At 58.1% G+C, this 23,327-nt stretch carries 18 protein-coding genes and 1 pseudogene; 3 read left to right on the forward strand and 16 right to left on the reverse strand.

All coding sequences use genetic code 11. The annotated features are described in order from the left end of the window. Positions 1-34: 34 nt before the first annotated feature. The gene (gene bioD / locus H6G07_RS08345; protein WP_073607818.1) at positions 35-751 is read right to left on the reverse strand and encodes a dethiobiotin synthase; all 717 of its coding nucleotides are present in this window, start codon (positions 749-751) and stop codon (positions 35-37) included. A 109-nt stretch (positions 752-860) separates the two neighbouring features. After that, positions 861-2,756 (reverse strand): serine/threonine-protein kinase, encoded by a 1,896-nt coding sequence (locus tag H6G07_RS08350; RefSeq protein ID WP_073607817.1) that lies wholly within the window; start codon positions 2,754-2,756, stop codon positions 861-863. Positions 2,757-3,094: 338 nt separating this feature from the next. Here H6G07_RS08350 and H6G07_RS26660 point away from each other — a divergent pair, with 338 nt between their 5' ends. Together H6G07_RS26660 and H6G07_RS08360 are read left to right on the forward strand one after the other, a co-directional pair. Beyond that, positions 3,095-4,750, forward strand: coding sequence for a YcjF family protein (locus H6G07_RS26660; protein WP_073607816.1), 1,656 nt, complete (start codon positions 3,095-3,097; stop codon positions 4,748-4,750). Between the two features lie 48 nt (positions 4,751-4,798). Further along, complete coding sequence (locus tag H6G07_RS08360) at positions 4,799-6,172, forward strand: GTP-binding protein (RefSeq protein ID WP_073607815.1); 1,374 nt, start codon at positions 4,799-4,801, stop codon at positions 6,170-6,172. A 124-nt stretch (positions 6,173-6,296) separates the two neighbouring features. Here H6G07_RS08360 and H6G07_RS08365 read toward each other — a convergent pair whose 3' ends face one another. The 14 genes and pseudogenes from H6G07_RS08365 to H6G07_RS08430 all read right to left on the reverse strand — a co-directional run bounded on the left by H6G07_RS08365 (position 6,297) and on the right by H6G07_RS08430 (position 21,874). Continuing rightward, entirely contained in the window at positions 6,297-6,800 is a 504-nt protein-coding gene (locus H6G07_RS08365; RefSeq protein ID WP_073607814.1) for a hypothetical protein, read from the reverse strand. Positions 6,801-6,916: 116 nt separating this feature from the next. Continuing rightward, positions 6,917-7,291: a cupin domain-containing protein gene (locus tag H6G07_RS08370; protein ID WP_084172999.1), complete on the reverse strand. Its 375-nt coding sequence runs from the start codon at positions 7,289-7,291 to the stop codon at positions 6,917-6,919. 60 nt (positions 7,292-7,351) lie between these two features. Next, positions 7,352-7,531: a hypothetical protein gene (locus H6G07_RS08375; RefSeq protein WP_073607812.1), complete on the reverse strand. Its 180-nt coding sequence runs from the start codon at positions 7,529-7,531 to the stop codon at positions 7,352-7,354. A gap of 99 nt (positions 7,532-7,630) precedes the next feature. After that, positions 7,631-7,921 (reverse strand): hypothetical protein, encoded by a 291-nt coding sequence (locus H6G07_RS08380; protein ID WP_073607811.1) that lies wholly within the window; start codon positions 7,919-7,921, stop codon positions 7,631-7,633. Positions 7,922-8,263: 342 nt separating this feature from the next. Continuing rightward, positions 8,264-8,965 (reverse strand): urea ABC transporter ATP-binding subunit UrtE, encoded by a 702-nt coding sequence (gene urtE / locus H6G07_RS08385; protein ID WP_073607986.1) that lies wholly within the window; start codon positions 8,963-8,965, stop codon positions 8,264-8,266. A gap of 548 nt (positions 8,966-9,513) precedes the next feature. After that, positions 9,514-10,248: pseudogene (gene urtD, locus H6G07_RS26870) on the reverse strand (urea ABC transporter ATP-binding protein UrtD); the annotation flags it as partial. Positions 10,249-10,429: 181 nt separating this feature from the next. Then, positions 10,430-11,590 carry an urea ABC transporter permease subunit UrtC gene (urtC, locus tag H6G07_RS08395; protein ID WP_199311992.1) on the reverse strand — a complete coding sequence of 387 codons (1,161 nt, stop codon included), beginning with the start codon at positions 11,588-11,590 and terminating at the stop codon, positions 10,430-10,432. A gap of 16 nt (positions 11,591-11,606) precedes the next feature. Then, the gene (gene urtB / locus H6G07_RS08400) at positions 11,607-12,779 is read right to left on the reverse strand and encodes an urea ABC transporter permease subunit UrtB (protein ID WP_073607808.1); all 1,173 of its coding nucleotides are present in this window, start codon (positions 12,777-12,779) and stop codon (positions 11,607-11,609) included. Positions 12,780-13,180: 401 nt separating this feature from the next. Continuing rightward, positions 13,181-14,485: an urea ABC transporter substrate-binding protein gene (gene urtA / locus H6G07_RS08405; protein WP_073607807.1), complete on the reverse strand. Its 1,305-nt coding sequence runs from the start codon at positions 14,483-14,485 to the stop codon at positions 13,181-13,183. A gap of 264 nt (positions 14,486-14,749) precedes the next feature. Continuing rightward, positions 14,750-15,376 (reverse strand): urease accessory protein UreG, encoded by a 627-nt coding sequence (gene ureG, locus H6G07_RS08410; protein WP_073607806.1) that lies wholly within the window; start codon positions 15,374-15,376, stop codon positions 14,750-14,752. A 135-nt stretch (positions 15,377-15,511) separates the two neighbouring features. After that, entirely contained in the window at positions 15,512-16,804 is a 1,293-nt protein-coding gene (locus H6G07_RS08415) for a glutamyl-tRNA reductase (RefSeq protein WP_073607805.1), read from the reverse strand. Between the two features lie 386 nt (positions 16,805-17,190). After that, positions 17,191-18,228, reverse strand: a complete 1,038-nt coding sequence (gene glpX, locus H6G07_RS08420) for a class II fructose-bisphosphatase (protein WP_073607804.1) — start codon at positions 18,226-18,228, stop codon at positions 17,191-17,193. A gap of 100 nt (positions 18,229-18,328) precedes the next feature. Then, positions 18,329-19,366: an S-layer homology domain-containing protein gene (locus H6G07_RS08425; RefSeq protein ID WP_084172997.1), complete on the reverse strand. Its 1,038-nt coding sequence runs from the start codon at positions 19,364-19,366 to the stop codon at positions 18,329-18,331. A 30-nt stretch (positions 19,367-19,396) separates the two neighbouring features. After that, on the reverse strand, positions 19,397-21,874 hold the full coding sequence (locus H6G07_RS08430; RefSeq protein ID WP_073607803.1) for an ATP-dependent Clp protease ATP-binding subunit: 2,478 nt from the start codon (positions 21,872-21,874) through the stop codon (positions 19,397-19,399). Between the two features lie 502 nt (positions 21,875-22,376). Here H6G07_RS08430 and H6G07_RS08435 point away from each other — a divergent pair. Further along, positions 22,377-23,153 carry a hypothetical protein gene (locus H6G07_RS08435; RefSeq protein WP_073607802.1) on the forward strand — a complete coding sequence of 259 codons (777 nt, stop codon included), beginning with the start codon at positions 22,377-22,379 and terminating at the stop codon, positions 23,151-23,153. The last annotated feature ends 174 nt before the right edge of the window (positions 23,154-23,327 follow it).

Consider the following 23,327-nt stretch of genomic DNA (forward strand, 5'->3'; position numbering starts at 1 on the left):
AACTCCTGCTCTATGCTGGCCGCTGGGAATTGACCTAGCGGCTTTTTGCTAGGTGGGGAACCGTTGCTGAGTAGAGTGACTCTAACTCCAGATTGGCCGCCGCCGCCGCCAGGGCTGCCGGTGACTCTGGGGTAGATAGGTAGGGCAGCGTACCCAGCACCGGGGTCTGGGCCAGGTTGGCGATCAGCCCGGCTGGAGCCCACTGGTCGATCTGCTCAGGGGTACAGGGCTGAGAGCAGTTGAGCACAATGCCCCGCAAATCGATGGCGTTTTGCCGAGCCAGGGCCACGTTGGCGATCGCCTGAGCGATCGCCCCCAACTTGACCGGCACCACCAGCACCACCGGCAGATGCCAAGCCGCTGCTAAATCCGCCACGGTGAGTTCGTAGGTGACTGGTGACCCTAGCCCGCCCAGCCCTTCTACCAAAACCCAGGGGTGTTGCTGGGTGGCAGTTTCTAAAGCGCGCCAGGCTGAAGTGAGATCTACCGAGCGACCCTCTAAGGCAGCGGCCAAGGGTGGGGCTAGAGGCGCATCAAAGTGCTGAGACGTAATGGCATCTAGGCTCATGTCCGGAAAAAAGAGGCGTTGGTACAGCTCGCGATCGCCCACCCCCGACTGAAACGGCTTCAGCACCGCCGGAGCTTGAGCTGTCCGATGCTGCTGCCAATAGGCCAATAGAGCACTGGTGAGCACGGTTTTGCCCACTTCGGTGTCGGTACCGGCCACCAGGAGCGCATTTAGAGAAACCATATACCCCTTTAGAAAAACCTGAGTTAGAGAATCGGTGAGGGTGCAAGGTATAAAGTCTAAGGCCGCCCCCTGAACCCTGAACCCTCAACCTTGAACGTCCACATCACCCCTAATTTGCCGATATCGTCAGCACGTAGTTAGACGGGCGGGGCGACGACACATCCACAATGTAGTTGCCGCTGGTGGGCAACTGGCCCTGCCACGACAGCACCCGCGACGCATCAGGAATCAGCTCGCCGTTGGGAAAGCGCACATCCAGCGTGACCGGGCCGCTGACGCTGGGCAGCTCTAGAGCCAAAACCTGCCCCTCCTGGGCATTGACAATGTAGCGGCGAGAGCGGTCTTGGTTGACCTGACCCGACACCTGCACACTGGTCTGCCCCGGCGGAATCTGCACCCGTTGCTCAACCACGTTGGCGTCAGGGTTTGGCTCCGGCTCGGGGTCGGGCTGAGGCTCAACTGTGGGTGACGGCTCAACGCTGGGTTCGGGTTCGGGTTCAGCCGTAGCTTCGGGGTCGGGTTGGGCGCTGAGGCTGACCTCTAGCTCGTAGTCGCTCTGCTCTAGACCCTGAACCGGGCGTAGCTGCACAATATATTCACCATCGACGGGTAGGGTGCCTTGCCAGTTGAGCACCCGCTGAGCTGAACTATCCACCGGCTCTCCTTCGGGAGTGAGCACTGTAACCAGCACCCCTTCGCCGGTCATGCGGGCTAGCAATACCTGACCAGCTAAGGCGTTGAGGCGATAGTTAATGGTTTCGTTGCTGCGCAGGCTGCCCCTGACGGTGCGATCGCTCCCCGGTTGAATGGCCAGGTTTTGGCTGTACTCGACCGGGCTAGTTTCGGGGGTGGGCTCGGCGGTGGGTTCGGGAGTAGGTTGGGGCTGCTGAGGTTCAAGGGTGATCTCAGGCGTGGGCACCGGGGTAGGGGCTGGGGTGCGGTTGAGCAGACTCACCAGCGTCCAGCCGCCGAGGCCCGCCAGCAGAGCCAAAATTCCGCCGATCACAGCCACGGCCCAGGGGTTTTCCCACAGAGTGGCGGGCTCGGCAATGGGCACCGGGGCGGTGTAGTTAGGCGCTTGGGTTACAGCACCAACCTTGGTGGGCTGATACTGTCGCCCCACGGCTACCGTTCGCACCTGGGAGGGCGTTGATGCTGCGGCAGGACCGGGCGCTGTGCCCACGGCACCGAGGGCCTGAGCCATTTCGCTCACCGACTGGTAGCGATCGCCCGGTCGGTAGCTAGTGGCCTTTCGCAGCACCTGAATTAGGCCGGGGCTAAGAGTGTTGGGCAAATGCCAGCTAAGGTTGACGTCGTCAAAAATTTCCTGGGGTTCTTTGCCGGTGAGCATCACAATGGCGGTGACCGCTAAGGCATAGAGGTCGCTACTGGGGTAGGCTCGGCCCGACTGCATTTGCTCGCTGGGGGCATAGCCCAGCTTGCCCACCGAGGTGGCCTGGCTCAGGGTGCCCGGCGGCTGAATGCGGGTGACGACTTCTTTGACCACCCCAAAGTCGATCAGCACCGGCAGGCTGTCAGCCCGGCGCTGCATGACGTTGTCGGGGCTGATATCGCGGTGAATAATGCCCTTGCTGTGAATGTGGGCCAGCACCGGCAAAATCTGCTGCAAAAACTGCCGCACCTCGGCCTCTGAGAAGGCCATGCCCTGCTGAATTCGCTGGTTGAGCAGGTCGCGGTAGGTGACACCGTCGATATAGTCTTGCACCAAAAACAGGCGCTGGTTTTCCTCAAAGATGGCCTGAAACTTGGGAATTTGCGGATGCTCAATGCTGTAGAGGATGGCGGCTTCGCGCTGAAACAGTTGGAGCGCCTTGTCGGAGAACTGATCGCCCTGCTGGGGTTCGAGTTCTTTAACGGCGCAGCGTTCGTTAAAACGACCCAGATCTTCGGCCAGGTAGGTGCGCCCAAAGCCGCCATAACCCAGCTCTTGCAGCACACGGTAGCGGTTCTGAAGGGTGGTACCAGGGATCAGGGTGGGGTGCATAGATTTGGAACAATTCAGGGCTGAAAATAGGCAGCCAGTCTGCCAGAGCGATCGCTACACCAGTTTACAGTAGGATTACCGACCGCTTCATGGGTACCCTGGGCGGGCATCTACGCCGCCAATGGGGAGGAAGACCCTACTGGAGGAATGCTAACCCCTTTGCAACAATAGTAAAGCGGGCACCAAGGTTAGGGCAGGCCGTTCTCCAGGGTTCGAAGCCGGCTGACACAATGCTGGTGGCGATCGCGGTTCAGCCCCGGGCGGGTCAGGGGAAACGGCCGGTCGCATCGGGCCGTCATCACCGCTTAATTACAACTTATATAGAAAGGCAGTAGGCCATGGGGCTAGGGTTAACGGGCAAAGACGACATTGCCAGCGATCTCGATACAGAGACTGCGGGTACTAGCGCGAGGGGGTTTCTCCCGCAGCTAAAACCGATGCTGGCCCTACCGGCGCTGCTCAAGCGACCGCTGTTGGTGGGCGGCCTAGGCCTTTCTGCTACCCTAGCCCTGCTAGGCAGCACCCATATCAACCCGCTAGACAGCTCGACGTTGCTCAGCGCCATTGCTCTGGGCTCTGGTCTGTGGTGGTGGCGGCGGGGTGTGCCTGCGCCAGCGGCCCCCAAGCCCATTGCCCCACCCGTGGTCGATCGCTCTCGAGTTGAGATCGAACTGGCAACGCTGTTGGCCCTGATCGATACCCTGGCCCAGGAAGCTGAGTCAGTCGGTCAGGTAGCCCAAGTCTCTGCGCCGCTCACCACCTATCGCCAGGAACACCAGGCCCTAGGGGCAGGACTCGATCGCCAAACGTTACGGGTGGCGATCGCAGGCGAACCCCGCACCGGCAAAACCACTTTACTCACCCTGCTTACGCCCCCAGCCGACGCAGCCGTTGAGAAAGACGCTGCCCTGAGCTTTGAGGAAATGGCCCTGACCGCCACCCCTGACTGGCTCAACTACGACGGCCTGCTGCTAATCACCGACGGCGACATCACTGACAGCGCCCTCACCCTGCTGCGGGAGCGCGCGATCGCTGGCCAAGGGGCGGTGCTGGTGTTTAACAAGCACGACCACTACGACGCTGCCGACCAGCAGACAATTTTGACCCAGCTTCAGCAGCGGGTGGCAACCCTGCCCGCCACCGTGCCCGTTGTCACCGCTGCCGCTGCCCCTCGCTCCATTAAGGTGCGCCGTTACCAAGCCGACGGAACCTTTACCGAAACCATGGAAACGCCCGCCCCGGCGATCGCCGGACTCCAAGCTGCCCTCGATCGCGCCCTGGTGGCTGAACGGTCAACCCTGGTCGCCGCCACGGTGCTGCGCCGCAGCCAGGCCCTACGCCAGCAGGTGCAAGCCGACCTCAACCGCCTGCGCCGCGATCGCGCCCTGCCCCTGATCGATCAGCTCCAGTGGGTGGCCGGAGCCGCCGCCTTTGCCAACCCCGTACCCACCCTCGACCTGCTGGCCACCGTCGCCATCAACGGTCAACTGATTCTCGACCTGGGCAAAATCTACGGCTTCAACCTCACCCTCAACGAGGCCAAAACCGCCGCCGGTACCCTGGCCAGCCTGACCGTCAAGCTGGGCCTGGTCGAACTCTCGACCCAGGTGCTCACCGCCGTGCTCAAAAGCCACTTCGCTACCTACCTAGCCGGGGGGCTGGTGCAGGGGCTCAGCGCCGCCTACCTCACCCGCATGGCCGGCCTTAGCCTGATCGACTACTTTGAGCAAGCCGCCCTGGCCGGCACCCCCACCAGCGAACTGTCCTGGGAGGCGATCGCCCAACGCCTGCAAACCACCGTTCAGCAAAATCGCCAGCTCAGCCTGCTGCAAACCTTGGCCAAACAGGGCATCGACATTCTCAAGCCCACCCCCGCCCAACTCCCCGCCAGCACCGCCGCCCCCCTCGATCTTGAACCGACGGCCCTCGACGCGATCGCCGAAACCATCCCCGCGATCGCCATCCCCCTCGAACCTACCCCACCCAACTCTTAACCCCCTACCCACCACTCCCCACCCATCCACCCCCTACTCCCCACCCCTATGCCCCCCTCCCCCCTCCTCTCCCGCGCCCGCCAAACTCTCAGCCAGGCCGTGACTCGCTACTCCACAGCGGTACAGGGCAGCGCCAACCCCCATCAGGCGGCGGTGAAGCAGGGGCTGGGTCAGCTCCAAAGCCTCAGCGCCAAGCTGGAGTCGCGCTGCTTGCGGGTGGCGGTGTTTGGATTGGTGAGCCGGGGCAAATCAGCGGTGATCAACGCCCTGGTGGGAGAAAGCATTCTTGAAACTGGCCCGCTGCACGGGGTTACCCGCTGGCCCCGGTCGGTGTACTGGCAGCCCGAGGCTGACAGCGACCTGTCCTGGCAGATCGAGCTAGTGGATACCCCGGGCCTAGATGAGGTTGGGGGTGATATTCGCGCCGACATGGCTCAGACCGTAGCCACCCAGGCAGATTTGATTTTGTTTGTGGTGGCAGGGGAGATCACCCAGCTTGAGTACGACGCCCTGGCAGAGCTACAGCGCGGGCATAAGCCACTGCTGCTGGTGTTTAACAAGGTCGATCTGTATCCCGAAATTGACCGCCAAGCGGTATACAACACCCTCAATAGTCTGCGGGCTGAGCTAGGCCGAGATACCCCAGGGGCCAAGCTGGCTGTAGAAGAGGTTGTCATGGTGGCGGCTAGTCCGGCCCCGCTTCAGGTGCGGGTAGAATGGCCCGATGGTCGCACCAGCGACGAGTGGGAACCTCAGCCTCCTCAGATTGAGCCGCTGCGCCGGGCGCTGTTGGCGATTGTCAGCCAGGATGGCTCGGCCCTGGTAGCTCTCAACGCCCTGCGCCACGCCCGGTCTATTGAGGGCGATATGGTAGGCCACGTCAGTCGTCTGCACAGCGATCGCGCCGACGAAACCATCTGGCAATTTGCCAAGTACAAAGCTGCCGCCGTGGCCCTCAACCCGATCGCGGGCCTCGACCTGCTGGGCGGCGTGCTGATTGACCTGGTGATGATTCGCACCCTGGCGCGGCTCTACGGCTTTCCGATTACGGGCCACGAGGCGGGGCGGCTGTGGCGGGCGATTCTCAAAAGCTCGGGCACCCTGCTGCTGAGTGAGCTGGGCAGCGGTCTGCTCGGGGCAGGCAAAACCACCGCCGCACTGGTCACTCTGGTGGATAGCGCCTCGGGGGTAGCCGCCTTAGCGGGGGCAATTACCGCCCAGGCCAGCGCCGCCGGGTACGGGGCCTACACCGTTGGCCAGGCCGCTAAAACTTACCTGGAGCAGGGTTGCACCTGGGGGCCAGAGGGAGTTAGCGCGACCCTGGCAGCCCTGCTCAACGATACCCAGACCTCGGCCACCCTGGCTCGTCTGCGTCAGGAGGTTGAGGCCGATCTGGTAGCGGTTTCGACGCCCCACAGCTAGGCTGCGTGCGATCGCTAAAGGGGTTAAACTCCAGAGCCAACTGGGCTGCCCCTACCCGCAAAGGCCGCACGGTTCCTAGTCGCCTGGCTTCAGTAGAACTGTGCCCACGGTGTTTGAGCCATCTCTAGGGTTGCAATCCCACGGCTTGGATAACCTCATCCCCAGGCTCCAGGGTAACCAGGGCCATGCCGTTTTCATCTAGGGCATTGAACACATCTAGGGTGGTGCCGCTGTCGAGGGTGATCAGCAGACGAGTCCAAATCTCAAGCTCGCTGCCGCCGATAGACATCTGCCCGCGGCCCAGGGAGACAGCGGCAATGGTGGTACCGAGAATGGCGTCGAGCACCGCCACCCCTTCCCACAACCAGCGCACCGTCGATCCGCCGAGGGAAAAAGGCAGCACCCGGCCCATCTCAATGGCCAAGTCGTCAAACTTTTGCCAAGAGATCGACAGAGTAGAGCTGCCCACGGTCAAAAACAGGGGCAAATCCATCCAGTCGCTCCATCGTTGGTCGTCGTCACACCACATCTGGGCCAGCTCGTAGCCCACAATGGGCTGCCCGATCAGCCCCGAAAATCGGTTTTGAATTAGCTGTAGCTTGGCCTCTTTGGCGGTGACGTAAAGCAAGGGATAGCCGGTTCGAATTCAATACACCTAAGTCGAAAACAGTCCCCTAGCTAGGGCAAAAGTTGTTTGTCCTGCTGGCTCAAAAGCCGCCCAACAGAATTGGGTAACAGAGGGCGCTATGGCGACTCTGGCAAGAACTGTAAACCATAGCGGCTAGCGATCGCCGCGACCTGACTGCGATCAAGGGGTTGTTCCTTGGGCAGTTGGTCAATCTCAACAAAGAACTGCTCAAATCCGCCGGGGGTCATGGTGTTCATCGCCATGCCAGGCTCAGAGCCGATATTGCGAAAGGTGTGGGGAATGTGGGCCGGCAGATGCACAAAATCCCCTGGGTTAGCGACTACGGTTTCGTCACCAAAGCGAAACTCATAGGTGCCCTCGAGAATGTAAAACAGCTCGTCCTCATGCTCATGCACGTGGAGCGGCGGCCCACCCTTGGGGGGAGTATTGCTAATCACCACCGAGTAAGCCCCGTTGGTCTGCGAACTCATAACTTTGCCCACAATTTCTAGGCCAAAGATACGCCAGGTGGTGCCAGCATCGGCCCCAACCTAAAACGGCGCAGCAGCAGTTTCAGGCGGATTGGCATCGGGTACATCCGCCCAGGTGAGCGAGGATCGACTGCTCAGGATGAGAATAACCAGCGTCATTAGAGCGGCGATCGCAGCCCAGCCCAAGCGTCGCAGCGAAAAGAACCGGCTGCCATCAATCGATCTAAATCTGCTGGTCATAATGAGTTGTTACCCAAAATATGAGAGATCGATTCTCGATCAATCTCTTAATATTTTTAACCCTTGTATTGGCCCCCAAATCTAGTTGTCGCTAAATTGTTACCGAAGACTCGCTCTAACCCCTGCAGCATCTTGATTGACAAGTTCTTGTACGTGGGCGGGCTGTAACCCAAGCCAGCTAATGGTTTGGTCTAAACTTGAGCCTTTGTAGTCAGCGATCGCCCGCAGATGGGTCAGGGTAATAGCAGGCGAAGGTTTGGTGAGCCAAGACTTAATTACATGGCGTTCTACGCCTAATACGGCTTCTAAGTCTTGTTTCGTGCGGTAGCGAAGTTCTTGATTGAGCCAATCTACTAGAGTCTGAGTATTCCAGGGATAGTAATTTTGCATAATAAAAAGCTCTCAACAGCTATTAGGTTTCAGCATGAAGAAGGGGTTGTGCCGATCATAAAATTCAAAAGTGACAACTTTGTGACTAGAGCCACTGTCGCTATTTCAGCCCGGTGACAAGCAGGCGATCGCAAAACTACAGGGATGGCTTCTGCACTGACCATCCCTAGTCACTACCCCTGAGAAAGACTGAGCGGCGCACTAGCGTATAGCCATCGGACGCACTGGCGTGGATCGCTAATGGACATGAAGCGTTTTCGCAGCTGCCATGACAATGGACAAAGGCGGTAAACCTTTACCCAACCAGAATTTTCACGCCCTTGGGATGAACTCCCCGAAGCGCTACACAGCTAAGAACTCTTGAATGATGTCGTTGGTGAGTTCGCTGGTGGGGCCGTTGGCCACAATGCCGCCCCGCTGCATAGCGTAGTAGTAGTCGGCCTGGCGCACAAAGTGCAGGTGCTGCTCTACCAGCAGCACTGAAATACCGGTGGTTTTAATGATCTTCTTCACCGCCGCCTCAATATCGAGAATGATTGAGGGTTGAATGCCTTCGGTAGGTTCATCCAGTACGAGCAGTTTGGGCTGGCCCATGATGGCGCGGGCGATCGCCAGCTGCTGCTGCTGACCGCCGCTGAGGTCACCTCCCATGCGATCGAGCATGGTCTTGAGCACCGGAAATAGCTCATAGATCTCTTCAGGCACTTCTTTCTGCGCCTTGCCACGGCTGCCCAAAGCCTCCTGGCCAATGAGCAAATTCTCTCGCACCGTTAGCCTCGGAATCACTTCTCGGCCCTGGGGCACGTAGCCAATGCCGAGGCGGGCTCTGCGATCGGGAGGAAAGCTATTCACCACCTGCCCCTCAAAGCGAATTTCACCCGTGCGGGGCCGCAGCACCCCCATGATGTTTTTGAGCATGGTGGTTTTGCCCACGCCATTGCGGCCAATCAGGCAGACCATTTGCCCCTTGGGGATAGTCATGCTCACATCGCGCAGGATGTGGCTTTCGCCGTAGTAAAAGTTCAGCCCCGAAACCTCAAGCATGGGCGCGGTCAGGGGGTCTTGGAGAGCCGGGGCGGGGAGGGTGGTGGTCATAGGGGTTTGAAGTTTTGAGTGCTTAGTTTTGAGTTTTGAGTTAAGTCTCTGGAGGTTGAGTTTGAGTCTGAATTCAAAATTCAAAACTCAAAATTCAAAACCTACCCCCGCGCAGCTAATTCCTCTAGGGCAGCGGCTTCTAGGCGGCTGACGGTCTCCGGTGGCAGACCCAGCAAGTTCAGCAATTTTTGGTAGACCACTGCCTCGGTCTGGTTGATCTGATTCGAGCTAATCACTTCGTAGCTGAGCATGAGGGCTTCTTCGCGCTGGGCCTGGGTGGTGAGCTGAGGTACCAGCTCTTCTAGGGGAATCTCGGTGGCCAGCAGGTTCTTCAAATCGCTCCGCAGCTCGGCCTGCTCTTCGGGGGCATGGGCAAACTTGCGGCTGAGGCGATCGAGAATTACGGCCTGCTGCACGTCGGCAAAGTTGTCGTCGGCCCAGGCCATGGTGGCGGCAATGCGCAGCAGCAGCATTTGCTCGGGGGTGAGGCCGGTTTCTTTGCCCAGGTAGACCTCAATCACCTTGGGGTCGGTCTGTACCTGGTCCATCGTGCCTTCAAAGAGAACGCTGCCCTGGTGCAGCACGGTGACCTGGCGGGCGATCTGGCGCACAAACTCCATGTCGTGCTCAATCACCACAATGGAGTGGCTCTCAGCTAGCGACATCAGCAGTTTGCCGGTCTGCTCGGTTTCTTCGTCGGTGAGGCCCGCCACTGGCTCATCCACCAGCAGCAGATCGGGCGACTGGGCCACCAGCATGCCGATTTCAAGCCACTGCTTTTCGCCGTGGGAGAGCAGCGCGGCAGGGATGTCAGCTTTGTGGTCGAGGCCAATAGTTTCGAGCAGGCCACCCACGGTGCGCTTTTCAGCGGGCGGGGCCTTTTTGAACAGCGTGGAGAAGACGTTTTTGTGGCGATTGCAGGAGAGATCGAGGTTTTCGCGGGGGGTGAGGTTGAGGTAGACGCGGGGAGTTTGAAACTTGCGCCCAATGCCCAGGCGGGAGATCTCATGCTCTTTATATTTGCGCAGGTCTTGACCCTTAAAGTAGGCCGCGCCCTCGGTGGGTTTGGTTTTGCCGCTGATCACGTCTAGGAAGGTGGTTTTGCCCGCGCCGTTGGGGCCAATAATCACCCGCAGTTCGCCCTCATCCATGCTGAAGTTGAGGTTGTTGATGGCCTTAAACCCATCGAAACTGACGGTGACATCTTTAATTTCTAAGACTTTGGTGCTCATTGTGGGTGGATGGGTGGGGGGTGAATGGGTAGGGTGGGCACTGCCCACCATTGATCTGTGGCGCTGATCGAGGCTTTTGCAGAGTTAGGTGAGCAATGCCCCAGTAAGGAGTTATTGCCTGAGCTAGGCTAGGGAAACCCTAATTACAATGGGGGCAATGCCCACCCTACTTTTCAGCAGACTACTTTTCGGCAAACTCGGGGACAGCTTCAACTACCGAGTCGCTATCGCTGGCGTAGGGCACATCCGTAGGGGTGAGGCCCAGAGCTAAGCTAACCATAGGGCCAAACTGGCGACGACCCCAGCCAATAATGCCGTCGGGCAGTGCCGTCACCACAATCAGGAACAGCGCCCCCTGGAAGAACAGCCATACGTCGGGGAAGCGCTCGCTGAGCAAACTGCGGGCCATGTTCACCAGCACGGCACCCAGCACAGCACCTACCAAAGTGGCACGCCCACCCACGGCAACCCAGATCACCATCTCGATGGAGAAGGCGATATCCATCACCTGGGGCGAGATAATGCCAGATTGAACCGTGTAGAGGGCACCGGCAATACCGGCGATCGCCCCGGAGACCGCAAACACCAGCACCTTAAACGCCGTCGGGTCATAGCCCGAAAAGCGCACCCGGTTTTCGTCGTCGCGAATGGCCACTAGCATGCGGCCAAAGCGCCCGCTGGTGAGCCAGCGGCAGAGGGCGTACATGGCAATCAGCGCAATGACGGTGCTGATGTAAAAGAACATCCGCATGCCGTCGCTGCCCACCTGCTGATTCATAAACACCGAGGTGGAAGTTTTTAGACCGTTGGTGCCGTTGATCAGCTTTTGCTGACCATTGAACAGGTTAAAAAACACCACCAGGGCCGCCTGGGTCAAAATTGAGAAGTAGACCCCGCGAATGCGGTTGCGGAACACCAGGTAGCCCAGCAACCCCGCCACGATCGCCGGGATGGTAAAAATCGCCAGCAGCGTGAACGGCAGCGAGTTGAACGGCTGCCAAAACCAGGGCAGCTCCGTCACCCCGTAGAGACCAAAGAACTCCGGCAGTTGCCCCTCGCCCAGGGTGTTTAACTCCAGGTACATGGCAAAGGCATAGCCCCCCAGGCCAAAGAAGATGCCGTGGCCCAGGCTGAGCAAGCCCGTGAAGCCCCAGATTAAGTCGATGCCCAGGGCCACAATGCCGAGGGCCAAAAAGCGCCCCAGCAGATTGAGCCGAAAGCCCGTCAGCAGCATTGGCATGATTAGAATCAGGATCAGGGCGATCGCAATCACCGCGATCGCCTCAATCATAAACTTGCGCTTTTGGCTGGCCTTGGCGGCGCGGCGCGGTTGAACGGCCATATCTGTAGTCATCGCCCTATAGCTCCACCGAACGACCCTTCGGCGGGAACAGCCCAGCGGGCCGCACCTGCAAGAAGGCGATAATCAACGCAAACACCATCACCTTGGCCATACTGGTTGTGGCAAAGAACGTAAAGAAGTCAATCGCAGGCTGAAAGAATCCAGTAGGCGGCAACAGCAGCGCCATCGTACCCGACCCCACCAGGTAGGTCGTGATGCCAATCACGAGCGCCGCCACAATGCTGCCTACCAGCTTGCCGACCCCGCCAACGACTACCACCATGAAGGCATCAACGATGTAGTTTGCCCCCAGGTTAGGCCCCACCGAACCCAGCAGGGTCACCGCGCACCCAGCGATTCCCGCCAGTCCAGACCCCAGCGCAAACGTAATCGCATCCACCTGCCCGGTGGGAATGCCCAAGCAGGCGCTCATGCCTCGGTTCTGGGTCACAGAGCGAATTCGCAGCCCCCAGGCCGTGCCGTTGAGAAACCAGTAAACCGCCACCAGGCAAAGAATGGTGAGCACAATAATGAACAGTCGCGCCGAGGGAAATTGCAGCGAGTTGCCCAGGGTAATGCCCCCCCGCAGCCAGCTGGGCGGCGTGACATCCACGTTGCGGGTGCTAAACCAGGGCCGTGAGAAGGCTGCACTGCCAGCGTTGCCAATCAAAATCCAGGCCAGCACTGCGATCGCCGCCGACAGCCCCAAAAACACCGGGTTGGCCCAAGATTGAATGCGCTCCCAGTCGGTGTAGCGGGTCAGCACCCAGCGACCGACTAAGAACAACACCGCAAAAATGCCCAAGCCAATCACCATCGGCAGGCTGACGCTGCGGATGAACTGAATCAAAATCAGGCTCACCCCCCAGGTGGCCAGCAGCGTTTCTAAAGGACGCCCATAGAGATAGCGAATTACCGTTCGTTCTAGCAGCAAGCCCAACAAAGCGGCCACCAAAAATGCCAGAGGCAGGGCCGCAAAAATGTATAGATCAGGAGCAATCCCCCCAATGCTTTTGGCCACATTTTGCACCACAAAGGTGGTGTAAGCCCCAAACATCATCAGTTCGCCGTGGGCCAGATTGATGACCCCCATCAAGCCAAATACAATGGCTAAACCCAACGCCACAATCAATAGCACCGCACCAATGCTAATGCCATTAAAAAGGCCACCAATTAAGCCTTCCAACACAGCCTTTACCGATTTAAGAACAACGCGCTACTTAACAAATGTTAACTGGCCTGTCACAAGAACCAGGCACAATCTTAGTGGAATACTAATGCGCCCCATATAGAAGAAATGTTCACCCTCTACAGTTTTTGCCTGTTTAAAGTATTGATCTCTAACCCATTACGTGGGACTATTCTTCACTTTATCTTTTTGAAAAATTAACTTGACAAAAAATCTTGACTACGACAGAAATCCCGAAATTCTAAGTTGAGAGATTTCGCTCTCTATTCCCTCAGCAAACGGCAAGAGTAGGTGCTTATCTAAAAATTTGACCGACCCTATACGAGGAGCGGGGATACAGCTTGCTGCACCCCCGCCAAACTACCGTTCGACAGTGCCGCGATCGCAGCTACAGCCTAGCCCTAGATCTTAAACTTGCCGCCCTTAGCGGTATCAGACCAGTCGCAGGCAAAGCCAATGGTATCGGGCACAAACTGGTTCCAGGGTTCAGGATCAACGGGGCCATCGGTTTCCCAAACGATGTCAAACATACCGTCGTCCATGATTTCCCCAAGGCGCACCGTTTTAGAGAGGTGATGGTTGGCGTTCATGGTCACGGGGCCTTCGGGGGCCGCCATTTCCTGGCCGTAAGCGGCTGCCCGCACCTCAGGAATATCAAAGGTGCCAGCCGCTTCTACCGCCTGCTTCCACAGATAGACCATGATATAGGCGGCTTCCATCGGGTCGTTGGTTACCCGATCGTCGCCAAACTCGGCCTTGAAGTCGGCGACCCACTTTTCGTTTTCGGGGGTTTCCACGGTTTGGAAGTAGTTCCACGAAGCCAGGTGACCCACCAGAAACTCGGGGCCAATCTGACGGACTTCTTCTTCGGCCACGCTCACTGACATCACCGGATAGAGGTCTGGCCCCATGCCCGCGCCCTGGAGCTGCTTAAAGAAGGCCACGTTGCTGTCACCGTTGAGGCTGTTGAAAATCACGCCGCCGTCGGGCATGTTGGCCTTAATTTTGGTGATGATCGGGGTGACTTCGGTGTTGCCCAGGGGCAGGTAGTCTTCACCCAGGGTGTTGCCGCCCTTGGCCTTTAGCTGTTCTTTGATGATGGTGTTGGCGGTGCGGGGGAAGACGTAGTCAGACCCCACCAAGAAGAAGTCTTTGCCCTTATTCTCAAGCAGCCAGTCTACCGCCGGTTCAATCTGCTGGTTGGGAGCAGCTCCAGTGTAGAAGATATTCTTGGAGCACTCTTGGCCCTCGTACTGCACGGGGTACCACAGCATGTGGTCTTTTGACTCGAATACGGGCAGCACGGCCTTGCGGCTAGCGGAAGTCCAGCAGCCAAACACAACGGCTACCTGGTCGTCGTCGATCAGCTTTTCAGCCTTAGAAGCGAAGGTAGGCCAGTCAGACGCGCCATCTTCGGTGATGGCTTCAATTTGCCGACCTAAGACACCACCAGCCTCGTTGATTTCTTTAATAGCCAGCATCTCAGCGTCAACCACAGTGGTTTCACTGATGGCCATGGTGCCGCTGAGGGAGTGAAGAATGCCTACCTTGATGGTTTCGCCATCGGCGGCGGCAGTGTCGGTGCCCGTATCGGTGGAACCGGCATCAGTGGTGGTGCTGCCGCCACAGGCTTTGAGCAGCATAGAGGTGCCCAGGGTCGCAGACCCGTACACCAAAAACTTACGTCGATTAAATCGAGTTACCATTCAACCTCGCTCCTGACTCTGTAAGGGAAGACTTGTCTGATCGAGAAATCACGTAGACCGTCAGAGTGGATATTAGGAGGTGTGATTGGCAGTAAATGTAGCGTGAGACACCAAAAGCCCCAACTTCTTTGTAACGTTTCTGAGACACGTGGCCTAGAGTGACCTCTCCCTAAAGGCTGATTTTGGGCGATCGCCGCAGATATAACGACCTGTGGCCCCAACCAAGGCTTTAGCCAAGCTTTGTATTGAGCCCTCAACCTGGCTTCAGCTCAGGCCTGATGGCACCGGTTCAGCCACCGCGTGGTAGCGAATAAAGTCGATAATGGTGGTCAAACCTGCCTGGGTTTTGAGGTTGGTGAAGCCGAAGGGGCGATCGCCCCGCATCTTGAGCGCATCCCGCTCCATCACCTCTAGGCTGGCCCCCACCATGGGAGCCAGGTCAATTTTGTTGATCACCAAAAAGTCTGATTTAGTGATCCCCGGCCCGCCCTTGCGGGGGATTTTGTCTCCGGCGGCTACGTCGATCACGTAGAGGGTCAAATCGACCAGTTCGGGACTAAAGGTACTGGCCAGGTTGTCGCCACCGCTTTCCACAAACACCAAATCGAGGGGATTGAACCGGGCTTCGAGATCTTCGATCGCCACCAGGTTCATGGAGGCATCTTCGCGGATGGCGGTGTGGGGGCAGCCGCCAGTCTCGACCCCGACGATGCGATCGGGGCTGAGCGCCTGGCTACGCACCAAAAACTGGGCGTCTTCCTGGGTGTAGATGTCGTTGGTGACGACCGCAATGGAATAGCGATCGCGCAGCGCCTTGCACAGGCTATCCACCAGGGCCGTCTTGCCCGAGCCCACCGGGCCTGCCACACCAACGCGAAAGGGAGTCGCCATGTACGCTTAAGCCAACATTAGAATGCTTGGTATCTTACATCGCTCGTCGGACGTTCTGGTAGCAGCAAAAAATCCCAGTGCTGCTAAGGCCCTGGGATATGAGTTAGCTGACACTGGAAACTCGATTGCTAAACGCTAGCTGTACTTCTCGTTGGAAGTGGTCTCTAGGTCAAACAGCACCTGTAGGGTCTGCATGGCGCGCTTGCGAGCTTCAATGTCTCGCTGGGCGCGTAGCTGCACCATAGGGTCGTGGAGGATTTTGTTGACGATGCCCCGAGTCAGCGCCTCGATCACTTCCTGGTGCTTTTCGGCGAACTCACTGCCCAAGCGCGACAGAGCCTTCTCTAGCTCCTGCTCACGGATGGTCTCAACCTTGCTGCGCAGGCTGCTGATCGTACCCACAGTGTCGAGGGAACGCCACCAGTCCATAAAACTCTCCACCTCTTGGTCGAGCAGCACCTGGGCCTCCATAGCCATACGGCGGCGGCTGGCCTGGTTTTGGGCCACTACGGCCTTCAGATCATCGACGTTAAAGGCATGGACATTGTCCAGCTCGTTAGCGTTGGTGTGAACGTTGAGGGGCACCGAGATGTCGAACACCATCAGGGTGCGATTGTTGACCAACGGAGCCAGATTGTCGCGATCCAGAATTGGCTCAGTGGCCGAAGTACAGGTAAACACCACATCACAGGCTTCCACCGTCTCCAGCATCAGGTCGAGGGTGCCAGTGCAAATGTTGGCATCGGGGAACTGCTTGGCCAGCTCGTTGGCGCGATCGATGGTGCGGTTGAGAATGGTGATGGTGCAGGCGGAGTCTTTAGAAACTAGGTGCTGCACCAGCAGGCGAGCCATCTTGCCCGCGCCCAGAATGCTAATGTGGCAGCTGTTCAGATGGGGCACCTTCATGCGGGCCAGCTCTACCGCCGCCGAGCTAATAGAGACGGCCCCAGTGCCAATGCTGGTCTCGCTGCGCACCCGCTTGCCAGCGGTGAGGGATTGCTTCAGCAGGCGGTCTAGCACCCGGCCAATGCTCTTGTGCTGCTGGGCTAGCTGGTGGGCGTGCTTCACCTGGGCGAGAATTTGCCCTTCACCCAGCACCAGGCTGTCGAGGCCCGCGGCCACCCGCATTAAGTGGTTGACAGCATCTTGATGCAGCAGGATGAACAGGTGCTGGCGCAGCTCGTGGAGGGGCAAACCGCTGTGCTCGGAGAGAAACTGAGTTACTTCACGAATGCCCTGCTCGGTTTCCTCGGTCACGATGTGGATTTCGAGCCGGTTGCAGGTGCTGAGGATGGAGACTTCGTCGATGTGGGGACAGTGGGTGAGATGGGCGATCGCGTCACCTGTCTGAGCCGTCGGAATGCTAAGTTTTTCGCGAATTTGCACCGGGGCGGTTTTGTGGCTCAGGCCAATTACGGCGATATTCATTCTTCCTCCACGCGTTTAGTAGTCACCTAATTTTATGGTGTTGACAGATCCTTCGGGGGAGCCTGGTCGCCTGTAAATGGCCGCCCCAAGGTTGCTGCATACACAATTGCCAATATGTTCGAACTTAGAGATAAACAGGACTCGACTCAAGGAAACTCAACAAAAGTCCATCAAAAACTGTGAACAAGGCCAAAAAAAGAGATGCGAGGATCCCGCATCTCTAGGCTAACGAATTTAACCCGTACTCTAAGACGCTTTCTGCGCCCGTCGGTGTTTATTTGCCAGGACTAGCCCCCCAGAGGTGTGCTGTCTAGGGCAACCTCATTTACCCTCCTTGAAGGAGGTAAGGGGGGATCACATCAAGCATCTGCCAGGTCTATGAGCACCTAGTGCAGTTGGAGAGCCTTGGGCTGGTCAACCATGTGGATGGTGTCCACAAAGCGAGCGGTCTTGGACTGGCTAGAGATTACCAACGACTGGGTTCGCATGCCGCCATGGAAGAAGCGCACCCCTTCCATCAGTTCGCCGGGGGTGATGCCGGTAGCAGCAAACAGCACGGTTTCACCTGAGGCCAGCTCGTGAGCATCGTAGACTTTGTCGATGTCGGTGATGCCCATTTCGTTGAGACGGGCAATATTGGCTTCCTTGCTTTCGCCAATCAAGCCGGTTTTGACTACCGCAGGGTCATAGATCAGCTGACCCTGGAAGTGGCCACCCAAACAGCGCATGGCCGCAGCACTAATCACCCCTTCAGGAGCCGCACCGATGCCCATCAGGGCGTGGGTATTGGTACCTGAGAAGGCACAGGAGATGGCCGCACCAACGTCGCCGTCAGCAATCAGCTTGACGCGGGCGCCGGCATCGCGGATTTCTTTGATCAGGTCGTTGTGGCGATCGCGCTTCATCACCACTACCACCAGCTCATCAATGCCGCGATCGAGGCACTCACCCAAAATTTTCAAGTTTTCGGTAGCCGACTTGTTGATGTCAACCTTGCCCTTGGCCTGGGCCGGAGCCGCCAGCTTCTTCATGTAGAAGTCGGGCGCGGCGAACAGACCACCCTTCTCAGAAATTGCCAGCACGGCCATAGAGCCGTTTTGGCCGTAGGCAACCAAATTGGTGCCTTCGCAGGGGTCAACGGCAATGTCAATTTCCAGCAGTTCGTCGGGGTTGCAGAAATCGGTAGCGTTGGGCTGGGTGCAAATGCCCACTTCTTCACCGATGTAGAGCATTGGAGCATCGTCCCGCTCACCCTCGCCGATCACGATGCGACCGCGCATGTGAATTTTGTTCATGCGCTCCCGCATGGCTTCGACTGCCACCTGGTCAGCGATGTTTTTTTCGCCTTTGCCCATCCAGCGGGCCGATGCGATCGCAGCCTGTTCGACAACCTCAATAATCTCAAGACCGAGGGTACTTTCCACGGGATCAATCCTCCAAACTGCCTATATTTAGTGGGTTTCGCGTTCCCCATCTCGATTTCCCAGTCTATCAGACGGTGGGATCAAGGCATAGGAAATTGTGCTATGGCACCGTATACTCCGACTCCACAGCCGGTAGCTCACCCTGCTGCACCAAAGCCTGGTGAATCATCGCCACAATCTCGGCGCGGGTAGCCGCCTGGGCTGGCTTGAGCTGATCGCGGTTGGGGTAGTTCACCACCAGGGCGTTTTCGGCGGCGGCAGCCACCTTGGGCCGAGCCCAAGCGGGCAGAGGGCCGAGGTCAACAAAGGCTTGCAGCGTTTGGTCTGGTGCGGGCGGGTCAGCCAGGCCCAGACCCGAGGCTAGGGAAACCAGCACCTCGTAGCGAGGTACCGCCTGATCGGGGCGAAAGTCGCCTTCGGGATAGCCGTTCATAAAGCCCTGGGAGATGGCGCTGTCGATCGCAGGAGCTGCCCAGTAGTTGCTGGGTACATCGACAAAATCTCGCACTGATCCCTCCCGGGGGACATCACCAAAAGCCTGGCTGAGGAGGGCCGCTAGCTCAGCTCGGGTCAGGGGTTGATCCGGCTGAAAGCTACTCTCAGGAAAATCGGGCAAGTATCCGCCATCAAACATGGGCTTGATGAAGGGGTAGGCCCAGTGGGTAGTCGGCACGTCAGAAATATCAAGGGGCTGAGTGGTACCGATGACCTCTGTGGAGGGGTCGCTCGGCACCTCAGTAGGATTAACTGGAACCACAACACCCGATGGGGATTCCCTGGGGACTACTGAGGTGCGCTGATCTTCAGGGCCAAAACTCGGTGGCCCAGCGGCGGGATCTTGCCGGGAGCGATCGCCTCGTTCAAAGGTGCGCGGTTCAAAATCTTCCTCCGTCCCCTCCGGTGCTGTCTGGGTGAGGGAAGACGGCTCCTCAACCCGACGCGACAGCAAGTCCGGATCGGCCAGTAGCCCCTGGCTGCGGGTTAAGCCCCACCATAGGATGGAGCCTATACCCAAGAAGGCCAGCACCACCGCCAGCAGCTCATCAGGCTCAAGGGCACGACGCGCTTGGGGCGCAGTGTCGCTGACGCGGCGACTGGCATCAGACGGGTTGGGCGGGTCGGGGGGTAGATTCACCATGGTTCGGCAGGCTGGCAGCAACGTCCAGGGTCATCCTACCAGAGCTGGCTGGCGCTGGGGGGTAACAATGGGATTACCGGCCTCGTCAATGTCGAGGTGGCCACGATCGCCCTCCTCCAGAGTGCCAGATAGAATCGCCTCGGCCAGGGTGTCTTCGACTAGGCGTGCGATCGCGCGGCGCATAGGACGAGCCCCGTAGCGCTGGTCGTAGCCCTCACCCGCCAGCCGCGTGCGGAAGGCATCGGACAGGGTTACTTGCATCTGGCGATCGGCCAAGCGCTTATTCACCTGCTCTAGCATGAGATCGGCGATCTGATTGACCTCGTCACGGGTGAGCTGACGGAAGACGATGATCTCATCGATTCGGTTCAGCATTTCCGGGCGGAAGTACTGCTTCATTTCCTCATTCACAAGATTGCGAATGTTGTTGTATTGGCTGGTGGCCGCGTCGGTGGTGGCAAAGTCAAAGCCGAGACCAGCACCGCCCTTCTCAATTACCTGGGAGCCGATGTTTGAGGTCATGATGATCAGGGTGTTCTTGAAACTCACCACCCGCCCCTTAGCATCGGTCAGTCGCCCGTCATCAAGCACCTGCAAGAGTACGTTAAAGACCTCGGGGTGAGCCTTCTCAATCTCATCCATCAGAATGACGCTGTAGGGCTGGCGACGCACCGCCTCGGTCAGTTGACCGCCTTCGTCGTAGCCCACAAAGCCCGGAGGCGAACCAATCAGCTTCGACACCGTATGGCTCTCCATAAACTCCGACATATCGAGGCGAATCATCGCCTCTTCGGAGCCAAATAGCGCCACGGCTAAGGCCTTAGATAGCTCGGTTTTGCCGACCCCAGTGGGGCCAGAAAACACCAGGCTGGCAATGGGGCGATCGCCGCTGGCCAAACCCGATCGCGCCCGCCGAATCGACTTGGCAGCCGCCATTACGGCTTCGTGCTGGCCAATCACCCGCTCGTGGAGCACGTCTTCGAGGTGCAGCAGGCGCACGGCTTCGGTTTCGGTCATCCGGTTCACCGGAATACCTGTCCAGGCGGCGACGATGTCGGCGATGTTGTCTTCATCAACGTTGGGCAGTGCGGGCAGGCTGTCGACCACGGCCTCGCCATACTCAGGAATGTCGGCCTGGAGCTGCTGAATCAGCGCCTGACGCTGCTCCCGCAGGGTTTTGGCCTTAGGGAATTCTTGCAGCTGAATGGCTTCATCTAGTTCTTTGTTCACCTGACGCAGCTGCTGCTTGAGTTCCTTAGAGGGGTACTTGGGCATGAACCGCAGCTTCACCTGGGAGCCCGCTTCATCGAGCAGGTCGATAGCTTTGTCGGGCAGGTGGCGATCGCTAATGTAGCGATCCGACAGCTTGGCGGCAGCCTCTAGGGCCGCATCGGTAAAGTTCACCTGGTGGAACTGCTCGTAGCGGCTACGCACCCCCTGGAGAATCTCGATGGTCTCGCTCACTGAGGGCGGGCTGACGGTGACGGGCTGAAAGCGGCGCTCTAGGGCGGCATCGCGCTCAATATATTTGCGGAACTCATCAATGGTGGTAGCGCCAATGCACTGCATCTCGCCCCGCGCCAAGGCGGGCTTGAGCATGTTGGCGGCGTCGAGCCCGCCTTCGAGGGAGCCAGCCCCAATCAGGGTGTGAATTTCGTCGATCACCAGCACCACATCGGGATCTTCGCGCACTTCCTGCACGAGCTGGGTGAGGCGCTCTTCGAAATCGCCCCGAAAGCGGGTGCCCGACACCAGGGAGCCCATGTCGAGGCTGATGACGCGCTTAGTAATCAGCGCTTCGGGCACGTCTTGGTTGACGATGCGCTGGGCTAGGCCCTCGGCGATCGCCGTTTTGCCCACCCCGGGCTCACCCACCAAAATAGGATTGTTCTTGGTGCGGCGACCGAGAATTTGCACAACGCGCTCGATTTCCTTAGCGCGACCCACGACGGGGTCAATTTTACCAGCAGCGGCTAGGGCCGTCAGGTCGTGGCCAAACTCGGCGAGAATTTTGCCGGTCTTGCGGGAGCCGTCGCGATCGCTCTCACGGCGACCACCAGCGGGCGTAGCAGCCACTTCGCCAATGTCTTGAATGATGCGGGTGCGAACTTTAGCTGGGTCAACCCCCAGGTTGGTGAGCACCCGATAGGCGACGCTCTCGGTGTTTTGGCAAAGGCTGAGCAGCAGATGCTCGGGCTCGATGTAGGGTGAGTCCATCTTGCGGGCCTCTTGAAAAGCCTGCTCAAACACCTGCTTGACCTTGGGCGTGAAGGGGATTTCGGGGGGCACGCTACCGCTGCCGCGACCGATGATAGCTTCGACCTCGGCGCGGGCGTCGTTGATGTTGACGCCAAACTCGCCCAGCACTTTAGCCGACAGAGTCGATTCTTCTTTGATCAGGCCCAGCAGCAGTTGCTCGGTGCCGACAAAGTTGTGGCGCAGTCGGCGGGCCTCTTCCTGGGCCTTCATGATGACGGCGATCGCGGTATTTGTGAAGTGTTCAAACATGGCAGTTAAATCAGTACCAATGGCGTGAGGAGTGACAGAGGGCCGAAATTGACTGGGCAAGAACGGGCTGCGACTGTAGCTAATGTCGGGGCCATGGACCCCCGAAGCATGAATATGGGCCTAATGGGTTATTAATACTTTACGTAGATGCACGCATACTCAGCAGTGGGGAGAACCGTAGGAAACGGGTCGGGTTAGTCATTTGTTGGCCAAATCGGCTTTATGGGTGAGATGAACCACCAGCAGCAAAAATTACAAGCAATAGTTTTTCCTTAGAGATTATTTACATTACTTAATCTTATCTTATAGTCTAGAATCCAGTTCGGCAAATCGCTGGGGTTGACCCGCAAAATAGCGGAACCACTTTAAAGAATCGCTTTATCATTGCAGCACTGTTGCAGAATCAACCTGCTATCAGCTCAATGTTCTAGCGATTTTCGATCTCAAGACCAGATCTCGCTTTAATATTGGTACATAAGAACTACATTTCCCTGGATCGATCGTGACCGTTGCCCTAGAGCTTGCCACTGCAGAAGACCTCCGAACCGCGCTAGGGCGCTGGCTAGAAGACTATGGCCACAGCGTTCACTACCAGGTGCCCTGCCCCGAGGAGGGAAATGTAGACCTGCTCACGCCGGCCTATGCCATCTATTGCCCTCCCACCCTCACCCCCCCCGACCTGTGGACAACGGTCGACAACATTCAGCTCCACCAGCCGCACTTCCCTGACCAGAGATCGGTGATTGCTGGGCTCACCCCCGAGACCGACTGGGAATCTGCCCAGGCCATTGCTGAGCAAATTCAGCCCAAGGGCATTGAGATTTGGTTTCTCGATCAGATGCCTCAGTTCGTGGATTATTACCGACAGATCAATGCCGAGCCGCTGCCCCAACCGCCGGGGCGTTTGACCCGGCGCACCCCCCTGGCTGGCTGCTTAATCTCCCTAGGTATGGCGGCAATCTTGAGCGCCAGCTTTTGGCTGGCCTACCGCATTTTGGATCGCTACCAGCTCCGAACGGCTTCTAGTAGTCAGGAAAATCGCCTGTGGGAACAGCTGCACAACTCTGTAGAAGTCTGGGACATGAATACGACCCTGGCCACCCTAGAGCGCCTGAGAGCCAGCCGCAGCCCCTGTGCGTCGCAGTTCGCCGAACGATTTGAGACTAGCCTGAGGCAGCAGGGAGCGGAAGGATTTAGGGACATTAATCCAATTAAGCGCGCCCTCAATCTACAAGATGACTGCCGTTTAGAGATTCGGGAATACGACTTTTCTCAATAGCGAGTCTCGGTAGTGCCGGGAGAGGCGATCGCCTCATCTTGTGCTTTGTGAACGGCATAGAGGCGATCGCTTTAGCCATTTTTGTTGATACCAGAAATCAATAGCTTCAGTCCTTCGAGTCGGCTGCAGCCGACTCGAAGGACTGACTAGTGGCAGAAATATTCCTGCGCCACC

It is taken from the genome of Phormidium tenue FACHB-1052 (genome assembly GCF_014696675.1).
GTDB classification, from domain to species: Bacteria; Cyanobacteriota; Cyanobacteriia; order Phormidesmidales; family Phormidesmidaceae; genus Nodosilinea; species Nodosilinea tenuis_A.

What these genes read in the sequence shown, in the direction of transcription:
- urtA (WP_073607807.1), bottom strand. Translation starts at nt 14,485, where the DNA reads ATGGTAACTCGATTTAATCGACGTAAGTTTTTGGTGTACGGGTCTGCG.
- H6G07_RS08380 (WP_073607811.1), bottom strand. Translation starts at nt 7,921, where the DNA reads ATGCAAAATTACTATCCCTGGAATACTCAGACTCTAGTAGATTGGCTC.
- H6G07_RS08370 (WP_084172999.1), bottom strand. Translation starts at nt 7,291, where the DNA reads ATGAGTTCGCAGACCAACGGGGCTTACTCGGTGGTGATTAGCAATACT.
- H6G07_RS08430 (WP_073607803.1), bottom strand. Translation starts at nt 21,874, where the DNA reads ATGTTTGAACACTTCACAAATACCGCGATCGCCGTCATCATGAAGGCC.
- urtE (WP_073607986.1), bottom strand. Translation starts at nt 8,965, where the DNA reads ATGCTTGAGGTTTCGGGGCTGAACTTTTACTACGGCGAAAGCCACATC.
- urtC (WP_199311992.1), bottom strand. Translation starts at nt 11,590, where the DNA reads ATGGCCGTTCAACCGCGCCGCGCCGCCAAGGCCAGCCAAAAGCGCAAG.
- bioD (WP_073607818.1), bottom strand. Translation starts at nt 751, where the DNA reads ATGGTTTCTCTAAATGCGCTCCTGGTGGCCGGTACCGACACCGAAGTG.
- ureG (WP_073607806.1), bottom strand. Translation starts at nt 15,376, where the DNA reads ATGGCGACTCCCTTTCGCGTTGGTGTGGCAGGCCCGGTGGGCTCGGGC.
- H6G07_RS08415 (WP_073607805.1), bottom strand. Translation starts at nt 16,804, where the DNA reads ATGAATATCGCCGTAATTGGCCTGAGCCACAAAACCGCCCCGGTGCAA.
- H6G07_RS26660 (WP_073607816.1), top strand. Translation starts at nt 3,095, where the DNA reads ATGGGGCTAGGGTTAACGGGCAAAGACGACATTGCCAGCGATCTCGAT.
- H6G07_RS08360 (WP_073607815.1), top strand. Translation starts at nt 4,799, where the DNA reads ATGCCCCCCTCCCCCCTCCTCTCCCGCGCCCGCCAAACTCTCAGCCAG.
- H6G07_RS08350 (WP_073607817.1), bottom strand. Translation starts at nt 2,756, where the DNA reads ATGCACCCCACCCTGATCCCTGGTACCACCCTTCAGAACCGCTACCGT.
- H6G07_RS08425 (WP_084172997.1), bottom strand. Translation starts at nt 19,366, where the DNA reads ATGGTGAATCTACCCCCCGACCCGCCCAACCCGTCTGATGCCAGTCGC.
- H6G07_RS08375 (WP_073607812.1), bottom strand. Translation starts at nt 7,531, where the DNA reads ATGACCAGCAGATTTAGATCGATTGATGGCAGCCGGTTCTTTTCGCTG.